Annotated in this window: 21 protein-coding genes; 14 read left to right on the top strand and 7 right to left on the bottom strand. The window is 63.5% G+C overall.

Translation table 11 applies throughout. The features are described 5' to 3' along the window. The first annotated feature begins 33 nt into the window (after window positions 1-33). The 5 genes from AC04PH_RS13125 to AC04PH_RS13105 all read left to right on the top strand — a co-directional run bounded on the left by AC04PH_RS13125 (window position 34) and on the right by AC04PH_RS13105 (window position 4,676). Complete coding sequence (locus AC04PH_RS13125; protein WP_483066268.1) at window positions 34-279, top strand: GlsB/YeaQ/YmgE family stress response membrane protein; 246 nt, start codon at window positions 34-36, stop codon at window positions 277-279. An 80-nt stretch (window positions 280-359) separates the two neighbouring features. Next, window positions 360-713: a hypothetical protein gene (locus tag AC04PH_RS13120; protein ID WP_483066267.1), complete on the top strand. Its 354-nt coding sequence runs from the start codon at window positions 360-362 to the stop codon at window positions 711-713. Then, window positions 703-1,845 (top strand): succinyl-diaminopimelate desuccinylase, encoded by a 1,143-nt coding sequence (dapE, locus tag AC04PH_RS13115; protein ID WP_483066266.1) that lies wholly within the window; start codon window positions 703-705, stop codon window positions 1,843-1,845. The genes AC04PH_RS13120 and dapE overlap by 11 nt, the downstream gene beginning before the upstream one ends. A gap of 82 nt (window positions 1,846-1,927) precedes the next feature. Continuing rightward, window positions 1,928-4,183 (top strand): ribonuclease R, encoded by a 2,256-nt coding sequence (rnr, locus tag AC04PH_RS13110; RefSeq protein WP_483066265.1) that lies wholly within the window; start codon window positions 1,928-1,930, stop codon window positions 4,181-4,183. 124 nt (window positions 4,184-4,307) lie between these two features. After that, complete coding sequence (locus AC04PH_RS13105) at window positions 4,308-4,676, top strand: GFA family protein (RefSeq protein WP_483066264.1); 369 nt, start codon at window positions 4,308-4,310, stop codon at window positions 4,674-4,676. A 10-nt stretch (window positions 4,677-4,686) separates the two neighbouring features. Here the strand turns inward: AC04PH_RS13105 and AC04PH_RS13100 are convergent, their stop codons facing one another. The 5 genes from AC04PH_RS13100 to AC04PH_RS13080 form a co-directional block, all read right to left on the bottom strand. Continuing rightward, window positions 4,687-5,199, bottom strand: a complete 513-nt coding sequence (locus tag AC04PH_RS13100) for a DUF3035 domain-containing protein (protein ID WP_483066263.1) — start codon at window positions 5,197-5,199, stop codon at window positions 4,687-4,689. A 52-nt stretch (window positions 5,200-5,251) separates the two neighbouring features. After that, the gene (gene lspA / locus AC04PH_RS13095) at window positions 5,252-5,752 is read right to left on the bottom strand and encodes a signal peptidase II (protein WP_483066262.1); all 501 of its coding nucleotides are present in this window, start codon (window positions 5,750-5,752) and stop codon (window positions 5,252-5,254) included. A 16-nt stretch (window positions 5,753-5,768) separates the two neighbouring features. Beyond that, entirely contained in the window at window positions 5,769-7,358 is a 1,590-nt protein-coding gene (gene purH / locus AC04PH_RS13090; protein WP_483066261.1) for a bifunctional phosphoribosylaminoimidazolecarboxamide formyltransferase/IMP cyclohydrolase, read from the bottom strand. Between the two features lie 7 nt (window positions 7,359-7,365). After that, entirely contained in the window at window positions 7,366-9,084 is a 1,719-nt protein-coding gene (locus AC04PH_RS13085; RefSeq protein WP_483066260.1) for a heparinase II/III family protein, read from the bottom strand. 156 nt (window positions 9,085-9,240) lie between these two features. Then, a complete protein-coding gene (locus tag AC04PH_RS13080) occupies window positions 9,241-10,512 on the bottom strand; it encodes an RsmB/NOP family class I SAM-dependent RNA methyltransferase (protein WP_483066259.1) in 1,272 nt (423 codons plus the stop codon). A gap of 72 nt (window positions 10,513-10,584) precedes the next feature. Between AC04PH_RS13080 and AC04PH_RS13075 the strand changes: the two genes are divergently transcribed. Beyond that, on the top strand, window positions 10,585-10,764 hold the full coding sequence (locus AC04PH_RS13075) for a DUF1674 domain-containing protein (protein WP_483066258.1): 180 nt from the start codon (window positions 10,585-10,587) through the stop codon (window positions 10,762-10,764). Here the strand turns inward: AC04PH_RS13075 and AC04PH_RS13070 are convergent. Next, window positions 10,761-11,123 carry a dihydrodipicolinate reductase gene (locus tag AC04PH_RS13070; RefSeq protein WP_483066257.1) on the bottom strand — a complete coding sequence of 121 codons (363 nt, stop codon included), beginning with the start codon at window positions 11,121-11,123 and terminating at the stop codon, window positions 10,761-10,763. The two genes, AC04PH_RS13075 and AC04PH_RS13070, sit on opposite strands and share 4 nt — an antisense overlap. A 90-nt stretch (window positions 11,124-11,213) precedes the next feature. After that, complete coding sequence (dapB, locus tag AC04PH_RS13065; protein WP_483066256.1) at window positions 11,214-12,038, bottom strand: 4-hydroxy-tetrahydrodipicolinate reductase; 825 nt, start codon at window positions 12,036-12,038, stop codon at window positions 11,214-11,216. 105 nt (window positions 12,039-12,143) lie between these two features. On the opposite strand from dapB, the gene rbfA reads away from it, so the two are divergent. The 8 genes from rbfA to rpsO all read left to right on the top strand — a co-directional run bounded on the left by rbfA (window position 12,144) and on the right by rpsO (window position 17,883). Next, window positions 12,144-12,539 (top strand): 30S ribosome-binding factor RbfA, encoded by a 396-nt coding sequence (gene rbfA, locus AC04PH_RS13060; RefSeq protein ID WP_483066255.1) that lies wholly within the window; start codon window positions 12,144-12,146, stop codon window positions 12,537-12,539. After that, the gene (locus AC04PH_RS13055) at window positions 12,539-13,255 is read left to right on the top strand and encodes a phosphodiester glycosidase family protein (RefSeq protein WP_483066254.1); all 717 of its coding nucleotides are present in this window, start codon (window positions 12,539-12,541) and stop codon (window positions 13,253-13,255) included. Before rbfA ends, AC04PH_RS13055 begins: the two co-directional genes overlap by 1 nt. A gap of 130 nt (window positions 13,256-13,385) precedes the next feature. Beyond that, window positions 13,386-14,303 (top strand): tRNA pseudouridine(55) synthase TruB, encoded by a 918-nt coding sequence (truB, locus tag AC04PH_RS13050; protein WP_483066253.1) that lies wholly within the window; start codon window positions 13,386-13,388, stop codon window positions 14,301-14,303. A gap of 201 nt (window positions 14,304-14,504) precedes the next feature. Continuing rightward, window positions 14,505-14,990 carry a hypothetical protein gene (locus tag AC04PH_RS13045; RefSeq protein WP_483066252.1) on the top strand — a complete coding sequence of 162 codons (486 nt, stop codon included), beginning with the start codon at window positions 14,505-14,507 and terminating at the stop codon, window positions 14,988-14,990. A 127-nt stretch (window positions 14,991-15,117) separates the two neighbouring features. Further along, window positions 15,118-15,630, top strand: coding sequence for a DUF1643 domain-containing protein (locus tag AC04PH_RS13040; protein WP_483066251.1), 513 nt, complete (start codon window positions 15,118-15,120; stop codon window positions 15,628-15,630). Next, window positions 15,627-16,511 (top strand): alpha/beta fold hydrolase, encoded by an 885-nt coding sequence (locus AC04PH_RS13035; RefSeq protein WP_483066250.1) that lies wholly within the window; start codon window positions 15,627-15,629, stop codon window positions 16,509-16,511. Before AC04PH_RS13040 ends, AC04PH_RS13035 begins: the two co-directional genes overlap by 4 nt. Window positions 16,512-16,613: 102 nt before the next feature. Beyond that, entirely contained in the window at window positions 16,614-17,459 is an 846-nt protein-coding gene (locus AC04PH_RS13030) for a calcium-binding protein (protein ID WP_483066249.1), read from the top strand. Window positions 17,460-17,613: 154 nt separating this feature from the next. Beyond that, the gene (gene rpsO / locus AC04PH_RS13025; protein WP_483066248.1) at window positions 17,614-17,883 is read left to right on the top strand and encodes a 30S ribosomal protein S15; all 270 of its coding nucleotides are present in this window, start codon (window positions 17,614-17,616) and stop codon (window positions 17,881-17,883) included. The last annotated feature ends 76 nt before the right edge of the window (window positions 17,884-17,959 follow it).

Below are 17,959 nucleotides of genomic sequence, written 5' to 3'. Positions count from 1 at the left end.
GTTTGCAATCAAAGCAACATCAAGGAACATGCTATGGGACTGGGACTTATTGCAAGCATCATTATCGGCGGACTGGCCGGCTGGATCGCCTCTATCATCATGAAGGCCGACACCGGCCTTATTCTCAATATCGGACTGGGGATTGCCGGTGCCTTCGTGCTGAACCTGGTGCTGAGCCTGCTCGGCATCTACGCCGAACGCAGCTGGCTGCCACAGTTGATCGTGGGTGCCGCCGGTGCTGCGGCGCTGATCGTGCTCTATCGCCGTGTGAAAAGCTGATCGCACTTTCCGCGCGACCGGGTTAGGAACGAACCTGCCGACAGACGTCGGCAGGTTCGTTGACGTTCAGGGTATTGCCAATGCCAACAAAGCCCAAGAAAGCCAGCCGACAGCAAGTATTCACCTTGCTGGTCGAGGTGGGTCGGAATGCCGATGACGGCTTGCCAGACGGGGCGACCGGGGCCGCACTGATGTGCTTTGCCAGCGGCGTGGACGAGGCGGAGGCCGTGCGCGAGACGGTCGCGATCCTGAAACAGGCCGACCTCGCTCCGCTGGACGTCTCGGGTTATGGCACACTGGATGAACGGCTGGCGGAAGGGCACGACATTTCCGAAGATGAAAAGGCATTGATGCAACGCGCTCTGGACGAAAATTCCGTGATCATCGCGCAAATGACGCCGTTCTTCGAAGGAGACGACAAGGATGCCGACTGATCCCGTCGCATTGACCGCCGACCTGATCCGATGCCCCTCTGTCACGCCGGAAGAGGGCGGCGCGTTGGTATTGCTGGAAAAACTGCTGAGCGACGGCGGTTTCGACTGCACCCGCGTGGACCGCGGTGGCATCTGCAACCTTTATGCCCGTTGGGGCCGCAAGGACGCGAACCGGACCTTCGGGTTCAACGGCCACACCGATGTTGTGCCTGTCGGCGATAGGGCCGCCTGGACGGTGGACCCGTTCGGGGCCGAGGCGAAAGACGGCTGGCTTTATGGCCGGGGGGCGACGGACATGAAATCGGGCGTCGCCGCCTTTGCTGCTGCCGCCGTCGATTTCGTGGCCGACACACCGCCCGACGGCGCGGTCGTGCTGGCGATCACGGGTGACGAGGAAGGTGACGCGCAGGACGGCACCACGGCGCTGCTTGACTGGATGGCGCAGGAGGGCGAAGCGATGTCGGTGTGCCTGGTGGGTGAACCCACCTGCCCCGATACCATGGGCGAGATGATGAAGATCGGGCGGCGCGGGTCGCTGACGGCGTGGTTCACGGTCACGGGGGTGCAGGGACACAGCGCCTATCCACATCGCGCCAACAACCCGCTACCCGCGATGGCGCGGCTGATGGACCGACTCGCATCGCACGCACTCGATGAGGGTACTGACCACTTCGATGCCTCGACCCTCGCTGTGGTCACCATCGACACCGGCAACCCTGCGACCAACGTGATCCCTGCGACATGCAAGGCTGCCGTGAACATCCGTTTCAACGATCTGCACAGCGGCGAAAGTCTGACGGAGTGGCTGCGGGCAGAGGCCGATGCAGTGGCGGACAGTTTCGATCTCAGGATTGACATGACGGTCAAAGTCTCCGGCGAAAGTTTCATCACCCCGCCCGGTCCGCTGTCCGATCTTGTCGCCGGCGCCGTGCAGGCAGAAACCGGCGTCACACCCGCCCTGTCCACCACGGGCGGCACGTCAGATGCGCGGTTCGTGAAAGACCATTGCCCGGTGGTAGAGTTCGGCTTGGTCGGCAAGACGATGCATCAGGTGGACGAACGGGTCGAGATTGCGCAGATCCATCAACTCAAGTCCATCTACACCCGCATCCTGAGCGACTACTTCTGCTGATCAGCCTATCTTCTTCTGGTCGAAAATACCTCGGGGGTTTGGGGGCTGGCCCCCAATCCTCTACCACAAGGGGCCTTGCGCCATGACATCACTTCCCAGCAAGTCCGACATCCTGCAATGGATCGCCGACAACCCGACCAAGGCCGCGAAACGCGACATCGCCAAGGCATTCGGGATCAAGGGTGCGGCGCGGATCGACCTCAAGCGCATGCTCAAGGAACTGGAGGCGGAGGGCAAGCTGGCCAAGCGGCGCAACAGCTATCGCGACGCGAATGTGCTGCCGCCTGTCAGCGTGCTGGAAATCACCGGGCCGGACGCGGATGGCGACATCTTCGCGCGGCCGCTGGAATGGTCCGGCGACGGGGCGGAGCCGCGCATTCTGATGGTCCCGCGCGAGAGTGATCCGGCACTTGGGGCGAGAGAGCGTGTGCTGGCCCGGCTGACGGCGGTGGTAGACGAAGATCACAGCCACACCGCGCGACTGATCCGGCGTATCGGCACGAACCCGCAGCGGGTGCTGGGCATCTACCGCAAAGGCAGCGACGGCGGCCGTATCCTGCCCATCGACAAGGGATCCGACCGGGAATGGGTCGTCCCTGCCGGAGCCTCCAAGGATGCAAAAGAAGGCGAGTTGGTCGAGGCAGAGCAGACGGGGTCGAAAGGTCGCATGGGGCTGCCCAAGGCGCGTGTGATCGAGGTGCTGGGTGACCCGAGCGGACCGCGTGCGGTGTCGCTCATCGCGATCCACCAGCACAACATCCCCGACCAGTTCAGCGACGAGGTGATCGCGGAGGCGGACTCCGCCAAGCCCGCACCACTTGGCAAGCGGACCGATCTGCGCGACATGCCGCTCGTCACCATCGACCCGTCGGATGCGCGTGACCATGATGACGCCTGTTTCGTAGAGGCGGACGACGACCCGACGAACAAGGGCGGTTTCGTCATCTGGGTCGCGATTGCGGATGTGGCCTACTACGTGCGCCCCGATTCGGCGTTGGATCGGGCGGCGCGGCAGCGGGGCAACTCCACCTATTTCCCCGACCGCGTGGTGCCGATGCTGCCCGATGTGCTTTCGGGCGACCTATGTTCGCTGCACGAGGGCGTTGACCGGGCCTGTATCGCGGTGGCGATGAAAATAGATGCCGACGGCAACAAGCTGGGGCAGATATTCCACCGCGCGCTGATGCGGTCCGCCGCGTCGCTGCATTACGAAGAGGTACAGGCGGCCATGGACGGCGCGCCGAATGACCGGACCGCGCCTCTATTAGATGAGGTGATCAGGCCGCTTTATGCCGCCTACGAGGCACTGAAAGCGGCGCGGGAACGGCGGCAACCGCTCGATCTCGATCTGCCGGAGCGCAAGATTGTGCTGGACGACAAGGGCACGGTGACGGCGGTGGACTTCAAGGACCGACTGGACGCGCATCGGCTGATCGAGGAATTCATGGTGCTGGCGAACGTCGCCGCCGCCGAGGTGCTGATCGCCAGAAAATCACCGCTGCTGTTCCGCGTGCACGAGGAACCCAATACCGACAAACTGGACGCGCTCCGCGAGGTGGCGCAGGCGGCCGGGCTGACCATGGCGAAGGGACAGGTGCTGAAAACCGCGCATTTGAACCGGCTGCTGGCACAGGCGCGCGACACGGATCATGCGGAGCTTGTGAACATCTCGACCCTGCGGTCGATGACGCAAGCCTATTACCACCCGGAAAACTTCGGGCACTTTGGCCTGGCGCTGCGGGCTTACGCGCATTTCACCTCGCCGATCCGGCGCTATGCCGATCTGATCGTGCACCGCGCGCTGATCTCGGCCCATGGCTGGGGCAAGGACGGCCTGACGGAAGAGGATATCGAACGGCTGCCCGAGACTGCGCAACAGATCTCCGACACCGAACGCCGGTCGATGATGGCGGAACGCGACACCACCGACCGCTATCTGTCGGCTTTCCTGAAAGAACGGGTGGGCGCGGAGTTTTCGGGCAGGATCAGCGGCATCGCCAAATTCGGCGTTTTCGTGAAGCTGGACGAAACCGGGGCGGATGCGATGATTCCGATGCGCCATCTGGGGGCCGAATATTTTCATTACGACGCCGAGACGCAGACGCTGATGGGATCTGACACCGGTGTCGTGATCCGGCTGGGGCAGAAGGTGCAGGTAAAGCTGGTGGAGGCGGCACCGGTGACCGGGGGTCTGATCGTCGACCTGCTGACGCTTGAGGGTAAGGCGATGCCGCGCGGCCCGTCGAGGGGGCGCGGAAAGCCGGTGAAACGCAAGGCGAAAGCGTCGAAGAAGAAAGCCGACAAGGTCGCGCGGAAGGTCAAAAGAACGCGGAAGTAGCTGATGCTTCGCAGCCCTCACCTACTGCCAATATGTGTCAATAGTGTCGGTGTAGTCAGGGACGAGCCGCGCGGTGATTGCATTCGCGGCGCTGTAGCATATCACCTGCAAAAGAGGACTTCCGATGCCATATCTCGCCACGTGCCATTGCGGTGACACACGCATCGCGTTTCAGGCGTTGCCCGAAACCGCAACGACCTGCAACTGCACGTTCTGCACGAAGCGCGGCGTCCTTTGGGGTTATTTTTCGCCGCCGGATGTTACGATTGAAGCAGGCGAAAATGACCGTGACTATGCGCCGTCAGGCATGAACCATCATCATTTCTGCGGGGTATGCGGTTGTTCGACGTGGTCGCGCACACCCGACTGGAGTGCGATGGCAGAGGGCGATGAAACACCACCACACCGAATCTCGATCAATCTGAAACTTGTGGACGATCCCGCGATCGACAAACTGGCGGTGGAAAAACTTGACGGGCGCAACGCCTGGTAGCCGCGTCCGGTCAGTTCAGCGGCGGAGCGCTCGGGGTTGCCACCCCCAGCGCGCGGAAGCGGTCGAGTTCGCGGTAGGCATCCAGCGCCTGATTGCGGTAGGTGCTGAAATAGCGGTCGGTGCCGAGGAAATTGAACCAGTTGAGGTATTGCGCATTGCGCCGGATGCCAGCGTCTTCGGCAGCGAGTTCGGCGCGGATCGCGGGGTTTACGCCGTGCCTACCGGTCGCGGCGACAAGGGCTGCGTCGCTGGCCGGAATACCGCCAGCAAAGGCCCGTGCCGGGGATCCACCCAAAGCAGCAATAGCATCGCCCTGTGGGTTCGGATCGGTGCGGTTACCGGCACCCGGCGTCGGTTCCGGCAGGTTGCCCAAATCACTGGGCAGGATGAGCGGCGCGACGGGGACGACGGAAAATTCGTCCGGCCCTTCGGAGTTTACGCGCAGATCGTGCAGCGGTCGGTTGCCTGCCGTGCAGCCCGCGAGGGTCAATGCGGCCAGAGCTGCCAGTATCGTTACGCGCATGGATCGTCCTCTTGCCTCTTGCCGCCCTCTTTAACCCAGCTTGCCGGTCACGTCACGGGGTCTTGTTCCGGCGGGGTTTGCGCGGTGTGGCTTTGCCATCCTCGGACAGGAACGCCAGCCCGATGGCACCGATGAAAATCGCCACATCGGCGATGTTGAACGAGAACGGATTGTTGATTCCGCAGCAGGACATATTCAGAAAATCGGCCACCGCACCATAGATCAGCCGATCGACCACATTGCCCAACGCGCCACCGATCAGAAAGCCCGCCGCGATATACATATTCCGCGTGCCACCCGCGCGTCGCAACCAGAAGAGCACGGCGACCGAAATCGCGACAGCCACGCCGATCAGAACCCAGCGCAGGTCATACCCGGCACCCAGCCCGAAATTGACGCCGCGGTTCCAGGCCATGCGGAATTCGATGAAAGGTGGCCAGACGGTGATCCGCTGGTCCGCGTCGTTGATCAGGCCAAGATAGTGGACGACAAAATATTTCGTCGCCTGATCGGCGAGGAAGACCCAGAACCCTGTCCAGAAGACTGTGCGCATGGTGCTCTTTCTGTCGTTAGTGGCGGAAGTGGCGCATACCGGTGAAGACCATCGCGATACCCGCGTCATCCGCGGCGGCGATCACCTCGTCGTCGCGCATGGAGCCGCCGGGTTGAATGACGCAGGTCGCTCCGGCGGCGGCGGCCTCCATCAACCCGTCGGCAAAGGGGAAGAACGCGTCGGAGGCCACGGCAGAGCCTTTGGTGAGCGATTCGGGCAAGCCCATGGCATCAACCATGCGTTCGGCTTTTTTGGCGGCGATCAGGGCACTGTCCAGACGGCTCATCTGGCCAGCGCCAACGCCGACCGTCGCACCGTCCTTCACATAGACGATGGCATTGGATTTGACGTGTTTGGCGACTTTCCATGCGAATAGCAGATCGGCCATTTGCGACTCGGTCGGTTTGGCCTTGGTGACGACCTTCAGGTCGTCGATGCCGACAAAGCCGGTGTCCTTGTCCTGCACCAGCATCCCGCCTGCGACCTGTTTCATCGTCAACGCCTTGGCCGTGACATCGGGCAGACAATCTGTCGTCAGAAGGCGCAGGTTCTTCTTGGCGGCGAACACTGCTTTGGCGGCGTCGGATGCACCGGGAGCGATCACGACCTCGGTGAAGATTTCGGTAATCGCCTTTGCGGTTGCTTCGTCCAGCGGCTGGTTCAGCGCGACGATACCACCGAAGGCGCTGGTGCGGTCACAGTCAAAGGCGTTTTGATACGCCTCCCGCAGCGTCTTGCCGCGTGCCACGCCGCAGGGATTGGCGTGCTTTATGATCGCGACGGCGGGGCCTTCGGCGGGATCGAATTCCGCGACGAGTTCGAAAGCAGCGTCGGTGTCGTTGATGTTGTTATAGGACATCTCCTTGCCCTGATGCTGCTGCGCCGTCGCCACGCCGGGGCGGTTTGTCCCGTCTGTGTAGAAGGCCGCCGACTGATGCGCGTTTTCGCCATAGCGCAACGTTTGCGCGAAAGTCCCGGCAAAGCTGCGACGGCGCGGTTCTGCTAGGTCGATTGCGCCCGCCATCCATGTGCTGACGGCGGTGTCGTACGCGGCGGTGCGACCATAGGCGGTCAGTGCCAGCTTTTGACGGAATGCCAGCGTCGTCTGGCCATAATTGGCTTCCAATTCTGCCAGCAAAGCATCGTAGTCTTCTACATCCGTCACGACGCTGACGAAGGCATGGTTCTTGGCGGCAGAGCGGATCATCGCAGGTCCGCCGATGTCGATGTTTTCGATGCAGGTGTCGAAATCAGCGCCCTTGGCGACGGTCTGCTCGAACGGATAAAGGTTGACCACAAGCAGGTCGATGGCACCAATGCCATTCGCATCCATCGCGGCAACGTGACTGTCCAGATCACGGCGCGCCAATAACCCCCCATGCACGACCGGGTGCAGCGTCTTGACGCGGCCATCCATCATTTCGGGAAAGCCCGTCACTTCGGCCACGTCGCGCACCGGCAGCCCCGCGTCGCGGATCGCTTGGGCGGACCCCCCGGTCGACAGCAATTCCACACCACGCGCGTCAAGGGCGTGAGCCAAGTCGATCAGCCCGGTCTTGTCGGAGACGGACAGCAGGGCGCGGCGGAGGGGGGCAAGATCGGTCATCGGTGTCCTATGGTTCGTCCAAATCCAAATCCGCCGGATCGCTGACGACAAGATCGCGCACGGCATCGGGCGTATCCTGGGCCTTGGCCAGCGACCAGCGGACGCGGCTCGCATAGGACATTGCGCGCCCGGATAAAACCACCTGTTTCGTGGCGCGGGGCTTTAATCGTCCGTTTTCCAGATAGACCGACGGTTCGACGGAGAGGGTGGCGCTGCCGTCCTGCCGGAAAACCCAGACTTCGCCGGATTTCAGCACCATGGACACGGCGGCACCGCCAAGATCGAGTGTTGCATCGACTTCTGGGTGCAGATGGAAGCGTACGGCAAAGGGAATACCCTGCAGACTAGTGCGGTCGAGGGCGCGGTCGAACCGCTGGTTGTCGGTGGGGCTGAGCGTGGTCAGCAACTCCTCGCCCACCATGCCGCGGCCATCGACCGCGATATCGAAAATGCGCGCGTGGGTCAGGCCATGGGTGCGCTGATATCCGTCGTGCGACAGCTCCATCCGCCGGCCATCGTAGAGCGCGCTGACTTCGCACTGAACGAAAGTCGGAATGTCTTCGAGCAATTCGAGGTCCGCGTTCGCCAGACGGGCAGGCGCGGCAAGCCGCGAGGATGAATAACCGTCGATGGCAAGTGTGGAGTGGCTGGCCGTCGCGCGCCCTGCCCGGCGCCACTCCTCGCCAAAGCTGCGCCCGGACCCGCAACTGACGATCAGCGGTCTGCGACCCGAGGTCAGTTCGAATGCGAGCGTGCTGGCATGGCCATTTGTCGATGCTGCACCGGCAGGCGGAGCGGCGGCGTCAATGATCAACGACGTGCGACCGGCACTGACCCGGGCGTAGCCCATGTGCAGCCCGTCATCAGCCCGGGTGCGCACGGCAGAGGTGGCAAGCGCGTGATCCAGCCGTCCTTCCAACCCGCGCCCGCCACCGTGGAACCGCGCAAGCCCGCCATCGGAGTGCCGCAGGGCGCGCAGCGTGGGTGCGATCCGCGTGATGGCGTTGAGCAGTTCAGGGGGCGGGCGACGGTCAGCCTCGTTCAGCGATTGGGCGGCCCATGTGAGCAGCGTGAAGACCTCCAGCAGTTCCTCGGCGTTGCGGGTTGCGATCCCGCCGTCGGAATCGACTTCGACAGCGCAGTCATGGGCCAGTGCCGCGACGGCGGGACCGACGTGATCCTCCATCCCCTCCAGCGAAAGCCCGGCATAGATCATGCCTGTCAGCGCCTCGAACCGTGGCAGACCGGGGAGCGTCGTCTTCCAGCGGCGCGACAGAAAGATGGTCTGGTGACCCAGCGCCCGGAAAAATGCTTCCGATTGCGTCTTTTCCTGCCCACGCAACAGAAAAAACCCGTGATTGATCCAGCGGATGAGCCGTCTGCCGGTCAGGTCGGGCGTCCATCCCGGCCCCGTCCCCGACCCGAACCGCGTGATCCAGTCATTGACCCATGCCTGTGCCAGCGCGCGGGCCTTGGCGTCACCCACAGCAGCTAGATCGTCCAGCCATGCGCAGCCCTGCACTTCGTCCGCGACCACAGCGTTGTCGCCCGGAATGTCCCAGATCGACGCACCTTTCGCTTCGACCAGCAAGCCGGAGAACAGGAAATTGCCGGCGATCAACTGCCGCCCGCGCGCGAAATGACCGATGGTGCGGGGTTCAGGTTGCAGGACAAAGGCCGTCGCGGGCTTGCCGCGCGCGATCAGGCGCGCGTGCAAACGATGCATAAAGGACGTGCGCCGGGCACGCCATGTCTGCGGTCTGGTCAAGGTCCTGCTGCCTATCGGGTTTGCGCAACGCGCTTTTTGTTGTTGGGCACAGGATAAGTGACCGGGGCGATTCTGTCACGTGGTGTTGTAAACTGCGCCAACGGCGGGCGGGGATCAGCCGTTGCGCAGGGCGGCGATATAGAAGCCATCCATACCACCACGATCCGCCCAATAGTCCGGGCGCAGGCGCAGGCCGCCTTCCTCGGTGCGCCAGACCGGGTCGATCCACGGCAGATCGTATGCCGCAAGGATCGGTTGCAGATTCGGATGGCGCTCCAAGGCCTCGTCGACCTGAATTTCGCCCTCGTCCGGCAACAGTGAGCAGGTGCAGAACAGCAGCGTGCCGCCGGGTTTGAGAAGCGTCAGCGCGTGGTCGATCATGGCCGCCTGCTGGTCGATCAGGGCGCCGAATTCCGATCCGTCCTTGGCGTAGGGAAGATCGGGGTGGCGGCGCAGCGTGCCGGTGGCGGAACAGGGTGCGTCGAGCAGCACCGCGTCATATCCGCCTTCGGTGACGGTGAATGCATCGGCGACGATAGTTTGGGCGGTCAGGGCGGTCCGCCGCAGGTTCTGCGTCACCCGCGCCATGCGGGCCTCGCTGTTGTCGACGGACGTCACCTCGGCACCCGCCGCCGCAAGTTGCAATGTCTTGCCACCCGGAGCCGCGCAGAGGTCGAGCACACGCTGGCCAGGTTGCGGAGACAGCACCTGCACAGGCATCGCCGCGGCGGCATCCTGCACCCACCAGTCGCCTGTGTCATACCCGGGCAAGGCGGTAACCTGTCCCACGTCAGTCAGTCTGATCGAGCCATTGGGTAAAGACTTCCCGCCTGCTTCGGCGGCCAAGGCAGCAGTCTCGCCCTTTGGCGTCAGATCAAGCGGCGGTTGCCCGAACTGCACAGCCTCCATCGCCTCGACTGCCGGGCGGCCCCATGCAGCCACCAGAGGCTGACGCAACCAGCCGGGAATGAGGGGCACGTTGCGTTGGTCCCAACCGGTTTGCCCTTCTTCGGCGATCCGACGCAGGACGGCATTCACCATCCCCTTGGACGACGCGGCATGCTTGATCCGGCTGACCAGTTCGACATAGGCGTTGACGACACCGTGCGCGGCCTCGCCACCCGCAAGCTCTACCGTGCCGAGGCGCAGGGCGTTCTGTACGGTCAACGCGGGGGGCCTTTTGAGGTAGGGCTTGAGCATACGGTCAGCGCGATCCAGACCACGCAATGCCTGTGTGGCCAGCCTTTGCGCCCGGGCACGGTCGTCGGCGGCAAGGTGGTCCAGCGCGCCGCCGCCCAGCAGTTCGGACATCAGGCGGCCGTCGCCGATGATCTGATCCAACAGGTAATGGGCCGCGCGGCGTGGAGGCAGACCGGATTGCGCCATGATGTATCCTCGCTTGTCTCGCTGTCGTCGCGGGGTATATCAACGCCGTGACCACAGCAAGGAGGCGCGCCCGTGTCCGGACAACACCATGACGATCTGCCTCCTGCGGCACAGCGTGCGTTGGCAGAGGCGGCCGAGCGGCGCGCCAAGGCCGAGGACATCGACCTGCCGCCGGAGCTTGGCGGGCGCGACGGGCCGGAGCCCGTGCGCTATGGCGATTGGGAGAAAAAGGGCCTGGCGATCGACTTCTAGCGGAGCGTGAAGGACGCGGATTCACCGGCCCCCTGATCGGTGGTGAAACGCATGTCACTGCCCGCGCTTTCGACCAACTGGCAGTTATAGGGGATCGGATCGCCGCCCCAGTTCATTTCGCGGCAGAAATATCCACCCTCCCATGACCATGTTCCGGTCACGTCCCAGCCTGCGCCGGTTCCCGAAATCGTGCCGTCGGGCGAGACGCGCAGGTTGACGCCATACAGGCGGTTGGACAGATTTTTATCCCCGATCAATGCCAGAAACGTGGCACGGTCGGTGACCGGTTCGTAGCTTTGGGCCACGGCGGGGGCGACGGTCGCGGTGGCCAGAGCGGCGGCAAGTGCAAGGGTCTTCATATCGGTTTCTCCTTATACAGGTTCACCGATACTACGGCCCGACCCCCGATTCGGTTGCATGACAGGGCAATTTAGCGCCAGGTGTCATGATCACGATCCGCTGTCCGACAGGCCCAGCACATCCATCATGTCGTATTCGCCGGGTGCCTTGTCCTGCCCCCAGAGTGCGGCCTTGAGCGCGCCGCGGGCAAAGACGCTGCGGTCGGTGGCGACGTGCCGCAGGGTGATCCGCTCTCCGGGGGCGGCAAACATCACGTCATGTTCACCCACGATGTCACCGCCGCGAATGGCGGAAAATCCGATGTCGCCGCGATTGCGGGCGCCGGTGATCCCGTCGCGCCCGCTGTCGCGCACGTCGGCCAGCGCCACGCCGCGCCCCTCGGCGGCCGCCTCGCCCAGCATCAGCGCCGTGCCGGACGGTGCATCGACCTTGTGGCGGTGATGCGCCTCGATCACCTCGATATCAAAATCGGCGTCCAGCGCCGCGGCGACCTTGCGGGTCATCTGCACCAGCAGGTTGACACCCAGTGACATATTCCCTGCCCGCACGATCACGGCATGGCGTGCGGCAGCGGCGATCCGGACCAGATCGTCGTCTGACAAGCCCGTCGTGCCGATCACATGCACCGCGCGGGCCTGCGCGGCCAATGCGGCAAATTCGACGGTTGCGGCGGGCGCGGTAAAGTCGATTACCGCCTGCGCCTTGGCAAAGATCTCCAGCGGGTCGTCGGTCACCGTCACGCCGATCGCCGCCCCGCCCATGACAACTCCGGCATCCTGCCCGATCCAGTCATGACCGGGGCGTTCCAGAACGCCGGCCAGATGACACCGGTCCGATCCATGCACATGGCTGATAAGCATACGTCCCATGCGCCCGGATGCCCCTGTCACTACAATCCCCGGTCCGTCGGCCATGCTGTCGTCCTGTGCGCTGATAAATCCCCGACCGTCTTAGACGCACGCGGCAGCCGACGCAAAGGCTTGCTTGGCAAGCGGCGTGCAAGCCACTACATCAACCCCATGGCAAAGAGTTCAAACAGAGACGGGCGCGCACCCACACAGCGCATGTTGCAGGTCGGTGAGAAAATCCGCCGGACCCTTTCGGAGGTGTTGCAGCGCGGCGATGTGCACGACCCCGATCTGGGGCGCATGTCGATCACCGTCGGAGAGGTACGGATGTCGCCGGACCTGCGTGTCGCGACGGCCTATGTCCTGCCGCTGGGTGGCAAGGACAAGGACCTGATGCTGGACGCGCTGCGCCGCAACCGGCACGAGATCCGGCATCTGGTCGTGCGCGGCGGCAGTCAGAAGTTCGCGCCCGAGCTGCGTTTCGAAATCGACGGCACCTTCGATCAGATGGACGCGACCCGGGCGCTGCTGGAGACCGACCACGTTCGTCAGGACCTTGACGACTGATGCGCTGGCTTGCGGTGCTGATCGTATTTTGCGCCGCACCGGGCTGGGCCGTCACCTGCGAGGACATTCGTTTCGACGGCACTGCCTTTACGATCTGCGCCGTTGACGTGACGCAAGAGGACCTGCGGCTGTTTCACAGTGACCCACAGGGCCGCGTGCTGGGTGATTTTGCCGCTGTCGAAACGACGCTGGCGGGTCAATCGCTTTCGTTCGCAATGAATGCGGGGATGTATCATGAAGACCGTTCGCCGGTCGGTCTTTACGTGGAAAACGGGCGCGAGGTTTCCGGCATCGTCACGTCGGACGGGCCGGGCAATTTCGGTCTGTTACCCAATGGTGTGCTTTGCCTCACGGAAACGAGCGCGCGGGTCTATGAAACGCTTGATTACGTCGCACGCGCGCCCGCTTGCCGTGACGCATCGCAATCGGGTCCGATGCTGGTCATCGACGGCGCGTTGCATCCGCGTTTCATCGCCGGGGGAACGTCGCGCCACATCCGCAACGGGGTCGGCACAAGTGCGGACGGCAAGACGGCGATTTTTGCGATTTCCGGCGATCCGGTCAATTTCCACACCTTCGGACGGTTGTTCCGCGACGGGCTGAAACTGCCCAACGCGCTGTATTTCGATGGCAAGGTCAGCCGGCTTTACGCCCCGCAACTGAACAGGAACGATTTCGGATTTCAGCTTGGTCCGATCATCGGTGTCGTGGAATAGCGGGACCCGCTTCTTCCGGTCAAAAACACCTCGGGGGAGGCCGTAGGCCGGGGGCAGCACCCCTCTTGACCCGCCGTGTCGCGAACACTAGCAGACGCCACTCCAGATGACCCCACAAAGGACACCCGACATGGCGCGCAGGAAAAAGGGCAAGGAAATTTCCGGCTGGCTGGTCGTGGACAAGCCTGCCGGGATCACCTCGACCGCTGTCGTGAACAAGGTCCGCTGGGCACTGGAGGCGCGCAAGGCCGGCCACGCCGGAACGCTCGACCCCGAGGCGACGGGCGTTCTGGCCATCGCGCTCGGCGAGGCAACCAAGACCGTGCCCTACGTCACCGACGCGCTGAAGTGCTACACATTCACTGTGCGGTTGGGACAGGCGACCAATACGGACGACGCCGAGGGCGAGGTTATCGCGACGTCCGACACAAGCCCCACCGATGACGGAATCAAGGCTGCGCTGTCCACCTTTCTGGGTGACATCATGCAGGTGCCCCCACAGTTTTCCGCCGTGAAGGTCAATGGCGAACGGGCCTACAAACTGGCGCGGGACGGCGAGGATCTGGCACTGGCGGCGCGCCCGCTGTGGGTCGAAGAACTGCTGCTGATCGACAGGCCGGATCCTGACCATGTCATGCTGGAGATGATCTGCGGCAAGGGTGGCTATGTCCGCTCCATCGCGCGCGATCTGGGCGAGGCGCTTGGCTGTTATGGTCACGTACGCGAACTGCGTCGCGTTTGGTCCGGGCCGTTCGTCGCCGCGGACGGCGTGACGCTTGAAACCGTCGAAGCAGAGGCCCGCACGCCTGCCCTGCTGGCCCGGTTGCAGCCGCTGGAAATCGGCCTTGCAGACCTGCCGGAAGTCCGCTGCCCTGCCGAAAGCGTCCCACGCCTGCGCAACGGGAATCCGGCGCCGGTGATCGCTTCGGACGTTGCCTATGGAGAAGAGGTCTGGGCGTCACACGACGGACATGCCGTTGCGGTCGGGCGCTATCTGGGCGGTACATTGCAGCCCGCGCGGGTCTTCGTGCCGCCGCAAAACGACTGAGCCGCAGCGCCGGGCGTGACCAAATGTTACAGCCTGTCACGGACCTCACGCCGCCGTCAGCGGAGGGCGATGATTGTTTCATGCAATATTACAACTCCGGCCGATCCCATCAGACCGGCGTGAGGGGGGCTGCCATGAGGGCCCGAAGCACGGCATCTTGTCGGCGACCAACACAAGCCAGCAATCGAAAGACCCATCATCATGAAACAGACCGCATTCACCGTTCTTGCCGCCGGCGCCTTCGCCACCATCGCATTCGACGCTTTCGGACAGGGCCTTTCGCCGCTGTTCGGATTTGCCAAGCTGGCCCCTGTCGGGCTGGCCAACCAGACGCTGAACACGGTGTTCGGTTCCAGCCCGTCCGGTCTGGCACATCTGCTGCATGTCTTTACCGGCATGATCGCCTACACGCTGGGCTATCTTCTGATCGCCCGGCCCTTGCAGCAGCGAATCATGCCCGCCCTGCCCTGGATCGCCACCGCCGTCGTCTATGGCGTCGTGCTGTGGGTCTTCGCGCTTTACGTAATGGCGCATCTGGTCGCAGGCAATCCGGCATTTCTGGGTTTCACCGGCATTACCTGGGTGGCGCTCTGGGGACACATCGTCTTTGCCGTCGTCGCCGCATGGGTGATGGAAGCCCGCGGTGTCGTGAAAAGCCCCGCACCCCGGCACGCCGCCATGGCCTGATATCCCCCGTTGGCGTGACGCTGCCCGTCCCGCAGGCTGACGCCGGCGACATCGAAAGCCGCCCCTCCTCCCAGGGGCGGCTTTTTGCTGCGTTGTCATATGCAGGCTTTGTCGCCAGATTGCAGGGATGATCATCCGGCAGCACGACACAGACGATACGGCCTCGACCGCGGTCTATTCAGACTGTGCGCGCTATCGCTATGCCCTCACACGGGAATGGGATGCAGCAAGGGGAAAGGTGCTGTTCATCATGCTCAACCCGTCCAAAGCGGACGAGGTCGCCAACGACCCGACCGTCGAACGTTGCGAGCGACGGGCGCGGGCGCTGGGGTTCGGGGCGTTCCGGGTAACGAATATCTTTGCCTGGCGCGATACCGATCCGTTCGCCATGCGCCGCGCCGATGCCCCAGTCGGGCCGGACAACGACGACACCCTGCGCGCGGGTGTCGCCTGGGCCGATCAGATCATCTGTGCCTGGGGCGTGCATGGCGCGCATCGCGGGCGTGGCCCTGCCGTCGCGGCCATGCTGCAGGGGCTGGGCCGACCGCTGCACACACTTGGGCTGACCAAGGACGGCCACCCCAGGCACCCACTCTATATCGCCTATTCCGAACTACCACGCCTTTGGAGGATCACATGATCGACGGATTTACCCGGTCTTTCGTGCAATGCGGCGATGTCCGTCTCTCGGTGCATCGCGCCGGGGCCGGCACGCCGCTGATCCTGTTGCACGGCTATCCCCAAAACCACCAGTGCTGGGCCAGGGTCGCCCCGGGATTCACCGATGCATTCGATGTCATCGTTCCCGACCTGCGGGGCTATGGCGACAGCGATGCTCCGGCCGACGATGCGTCGCACGAGACCTATTCCAAACGGCAAATGGCGGCAGACATCGTCGCGCTGATGGACGCGCTGGGGCTGGAGCGCGCGCATGTCCTGGGCCATGATCGCGGCGGTCGTGTCGCCTATCGCTTTGCGCTGGACCACCCGGCGCGCCTGTCCAAGCTCGGTATCATCGAGATCGTGCCTACCGGGGATTTCTGGGCGGGCTGGACCGCCGATCTTGCGATGAAAGCCTATCACTGGACGTTCCTCGCCCAGCCCGCACCATTGCCCGAGCGGATGATTGGGGCAGATCCTGCAGGCTATATCGACTGGACGCTAGCGTCTTGGACTTTGGGCAGGAACTTGGACGTCTTTCCGCAGGTCGCTCTGGAAAGTTACCGCGCGCAGGCGCAGGATCCCGCCCGTCTGCACGCAATGTGCGCCGACTATCGCGCGGGCGCCACCTACGACAGGGCACTGGACGAGGCCGATCGCGCGGCGGGCCGCACCATCGCAGCGCCCTTACATTTTCTTTACGCCGAGGACGGATTTCCCGCGCAAACCGGTGACCCTGCCGCGGTCTGGCGCCGGTGGGCCAGCGAGGTCACGGCGACATCCTGCGTATCGGGGCATTTCGCCATGGAGGAGAACCCGAAAGCGGTGATCGACACCTTCCGTGCTTTCTTTGCGCGTTAACCATTTAACCCGAATTCACACCAAAGACCGGCGCAGATCGGGTAGAAGATCAGGCAAGCGAACACGGGTTGGGGGCGACTCGGTTAACAGGGGATTTTCCCAATGCTTGCAATTCTTGGCCTGCTCGGTTTCGCCGTCGCCGCATCTGTCATGGTCGGCGCGGAGGATGAACCGCAACCGGATGAAAGCGCATCCGACCTCCTTTCGGACAACGCGGAGGCGCTTGAAACCATATCCGTCGACAGTTTCCTCGACAACGACGATGCAGAGGTTCAGGGCTCCGATGGCAACGACAGCATCACGGGCGGCGACAGCGACAATTACCTGCACGGCCGCGATGGGCACGACACCATCGACGCGGGCGCGGGCGATGACGAACTCCGTGGCGGCGCGGGTGACGACACACTTTCCGGCGGGACCGGCGACGACATGCTGTTCGGTCACATCGGCGACGACACCCTTTTCGGCGGTGACGGGGACGATGCGCTGAACGGCGGCGGCGGTGACGATCTGCTCGATGGGGGCGACGGTGACGACAGCCTGCTGGGGTCGATGGGCGACGACACGCTGATCGGCGGGCTGGGGGCCGATACGATTTTCGGCGGCACCGGCAACAACGAGATCATCGGCAATGACGATGCAGAGCGCGATTATCTGAACGGCGGTATCCAGAGCGACCTGATCCGCGGCGGACAGGACGATTACATGACCGGCGGCGATGGCGCGGATACTTTTGCCATCGACGACGGCGCGAATGCCACGGTTGCCGATTTCGATCCGGCCGAAGACGTGATCGAGGTGCATTATGATCCGGCCGACGGTATCCCCGACCTGACGCTGGACGAACAGGGCAAGCTGACCGTCTTGCGCGCGAATGGTGAGGCTGTGGCGAGTTTCCTGAACGCACCGTCGATCGATCTGTCGCTGGTCCGGCTGGTGGCGGCCTGATCGACGCAACCGCCATCCACAAAACACTTTCAATTACGGCGAATCTGCCTTATGCGCAGCCATCCGCGCGGGCCAGCCCCGCACGGACCCTCCACGGGCCTTTCTGGACGACATCCCGGATCGTGCCTTAACCCTTTGAAAACAGGAGACCCCGATGTCGATCACTGCCGAAGAGAAATCACGGATCATGAAGGAATACGCAACCAAGGACGGCGACACCGGTTCGCCCGAGGTGCAGGTTGCCATCCTGTCGTCGCGCATCGCGACCCTGACGGAACACTTCAAAACCCACAAGAAAGACAACCACGGTCGCCGTGGCCTGCTGAAAATGGTGGCACAGCGCCGCAAGCTGCTGGACTACACCCGCGCCAAGGACGAGGACCGCTACAAGGACCTGATCAAGCGGTTGGGTCTGCGTCGGTAACGTTCAAACCCTGTTTGAACGCGGGCGGAGGCAGCGTTTCGCGTGCGAAATATGTTCCGGTACCCGGTTGATAGTC

The sequence above is a fragment of the Yoonia sp. KMU-150 genome, from assembly GCF_056858355.1.
Note: the sequence above shows the minus strand (reverse complement) of the source record. Positions and strands in the feature narration are given on the sequence as shown.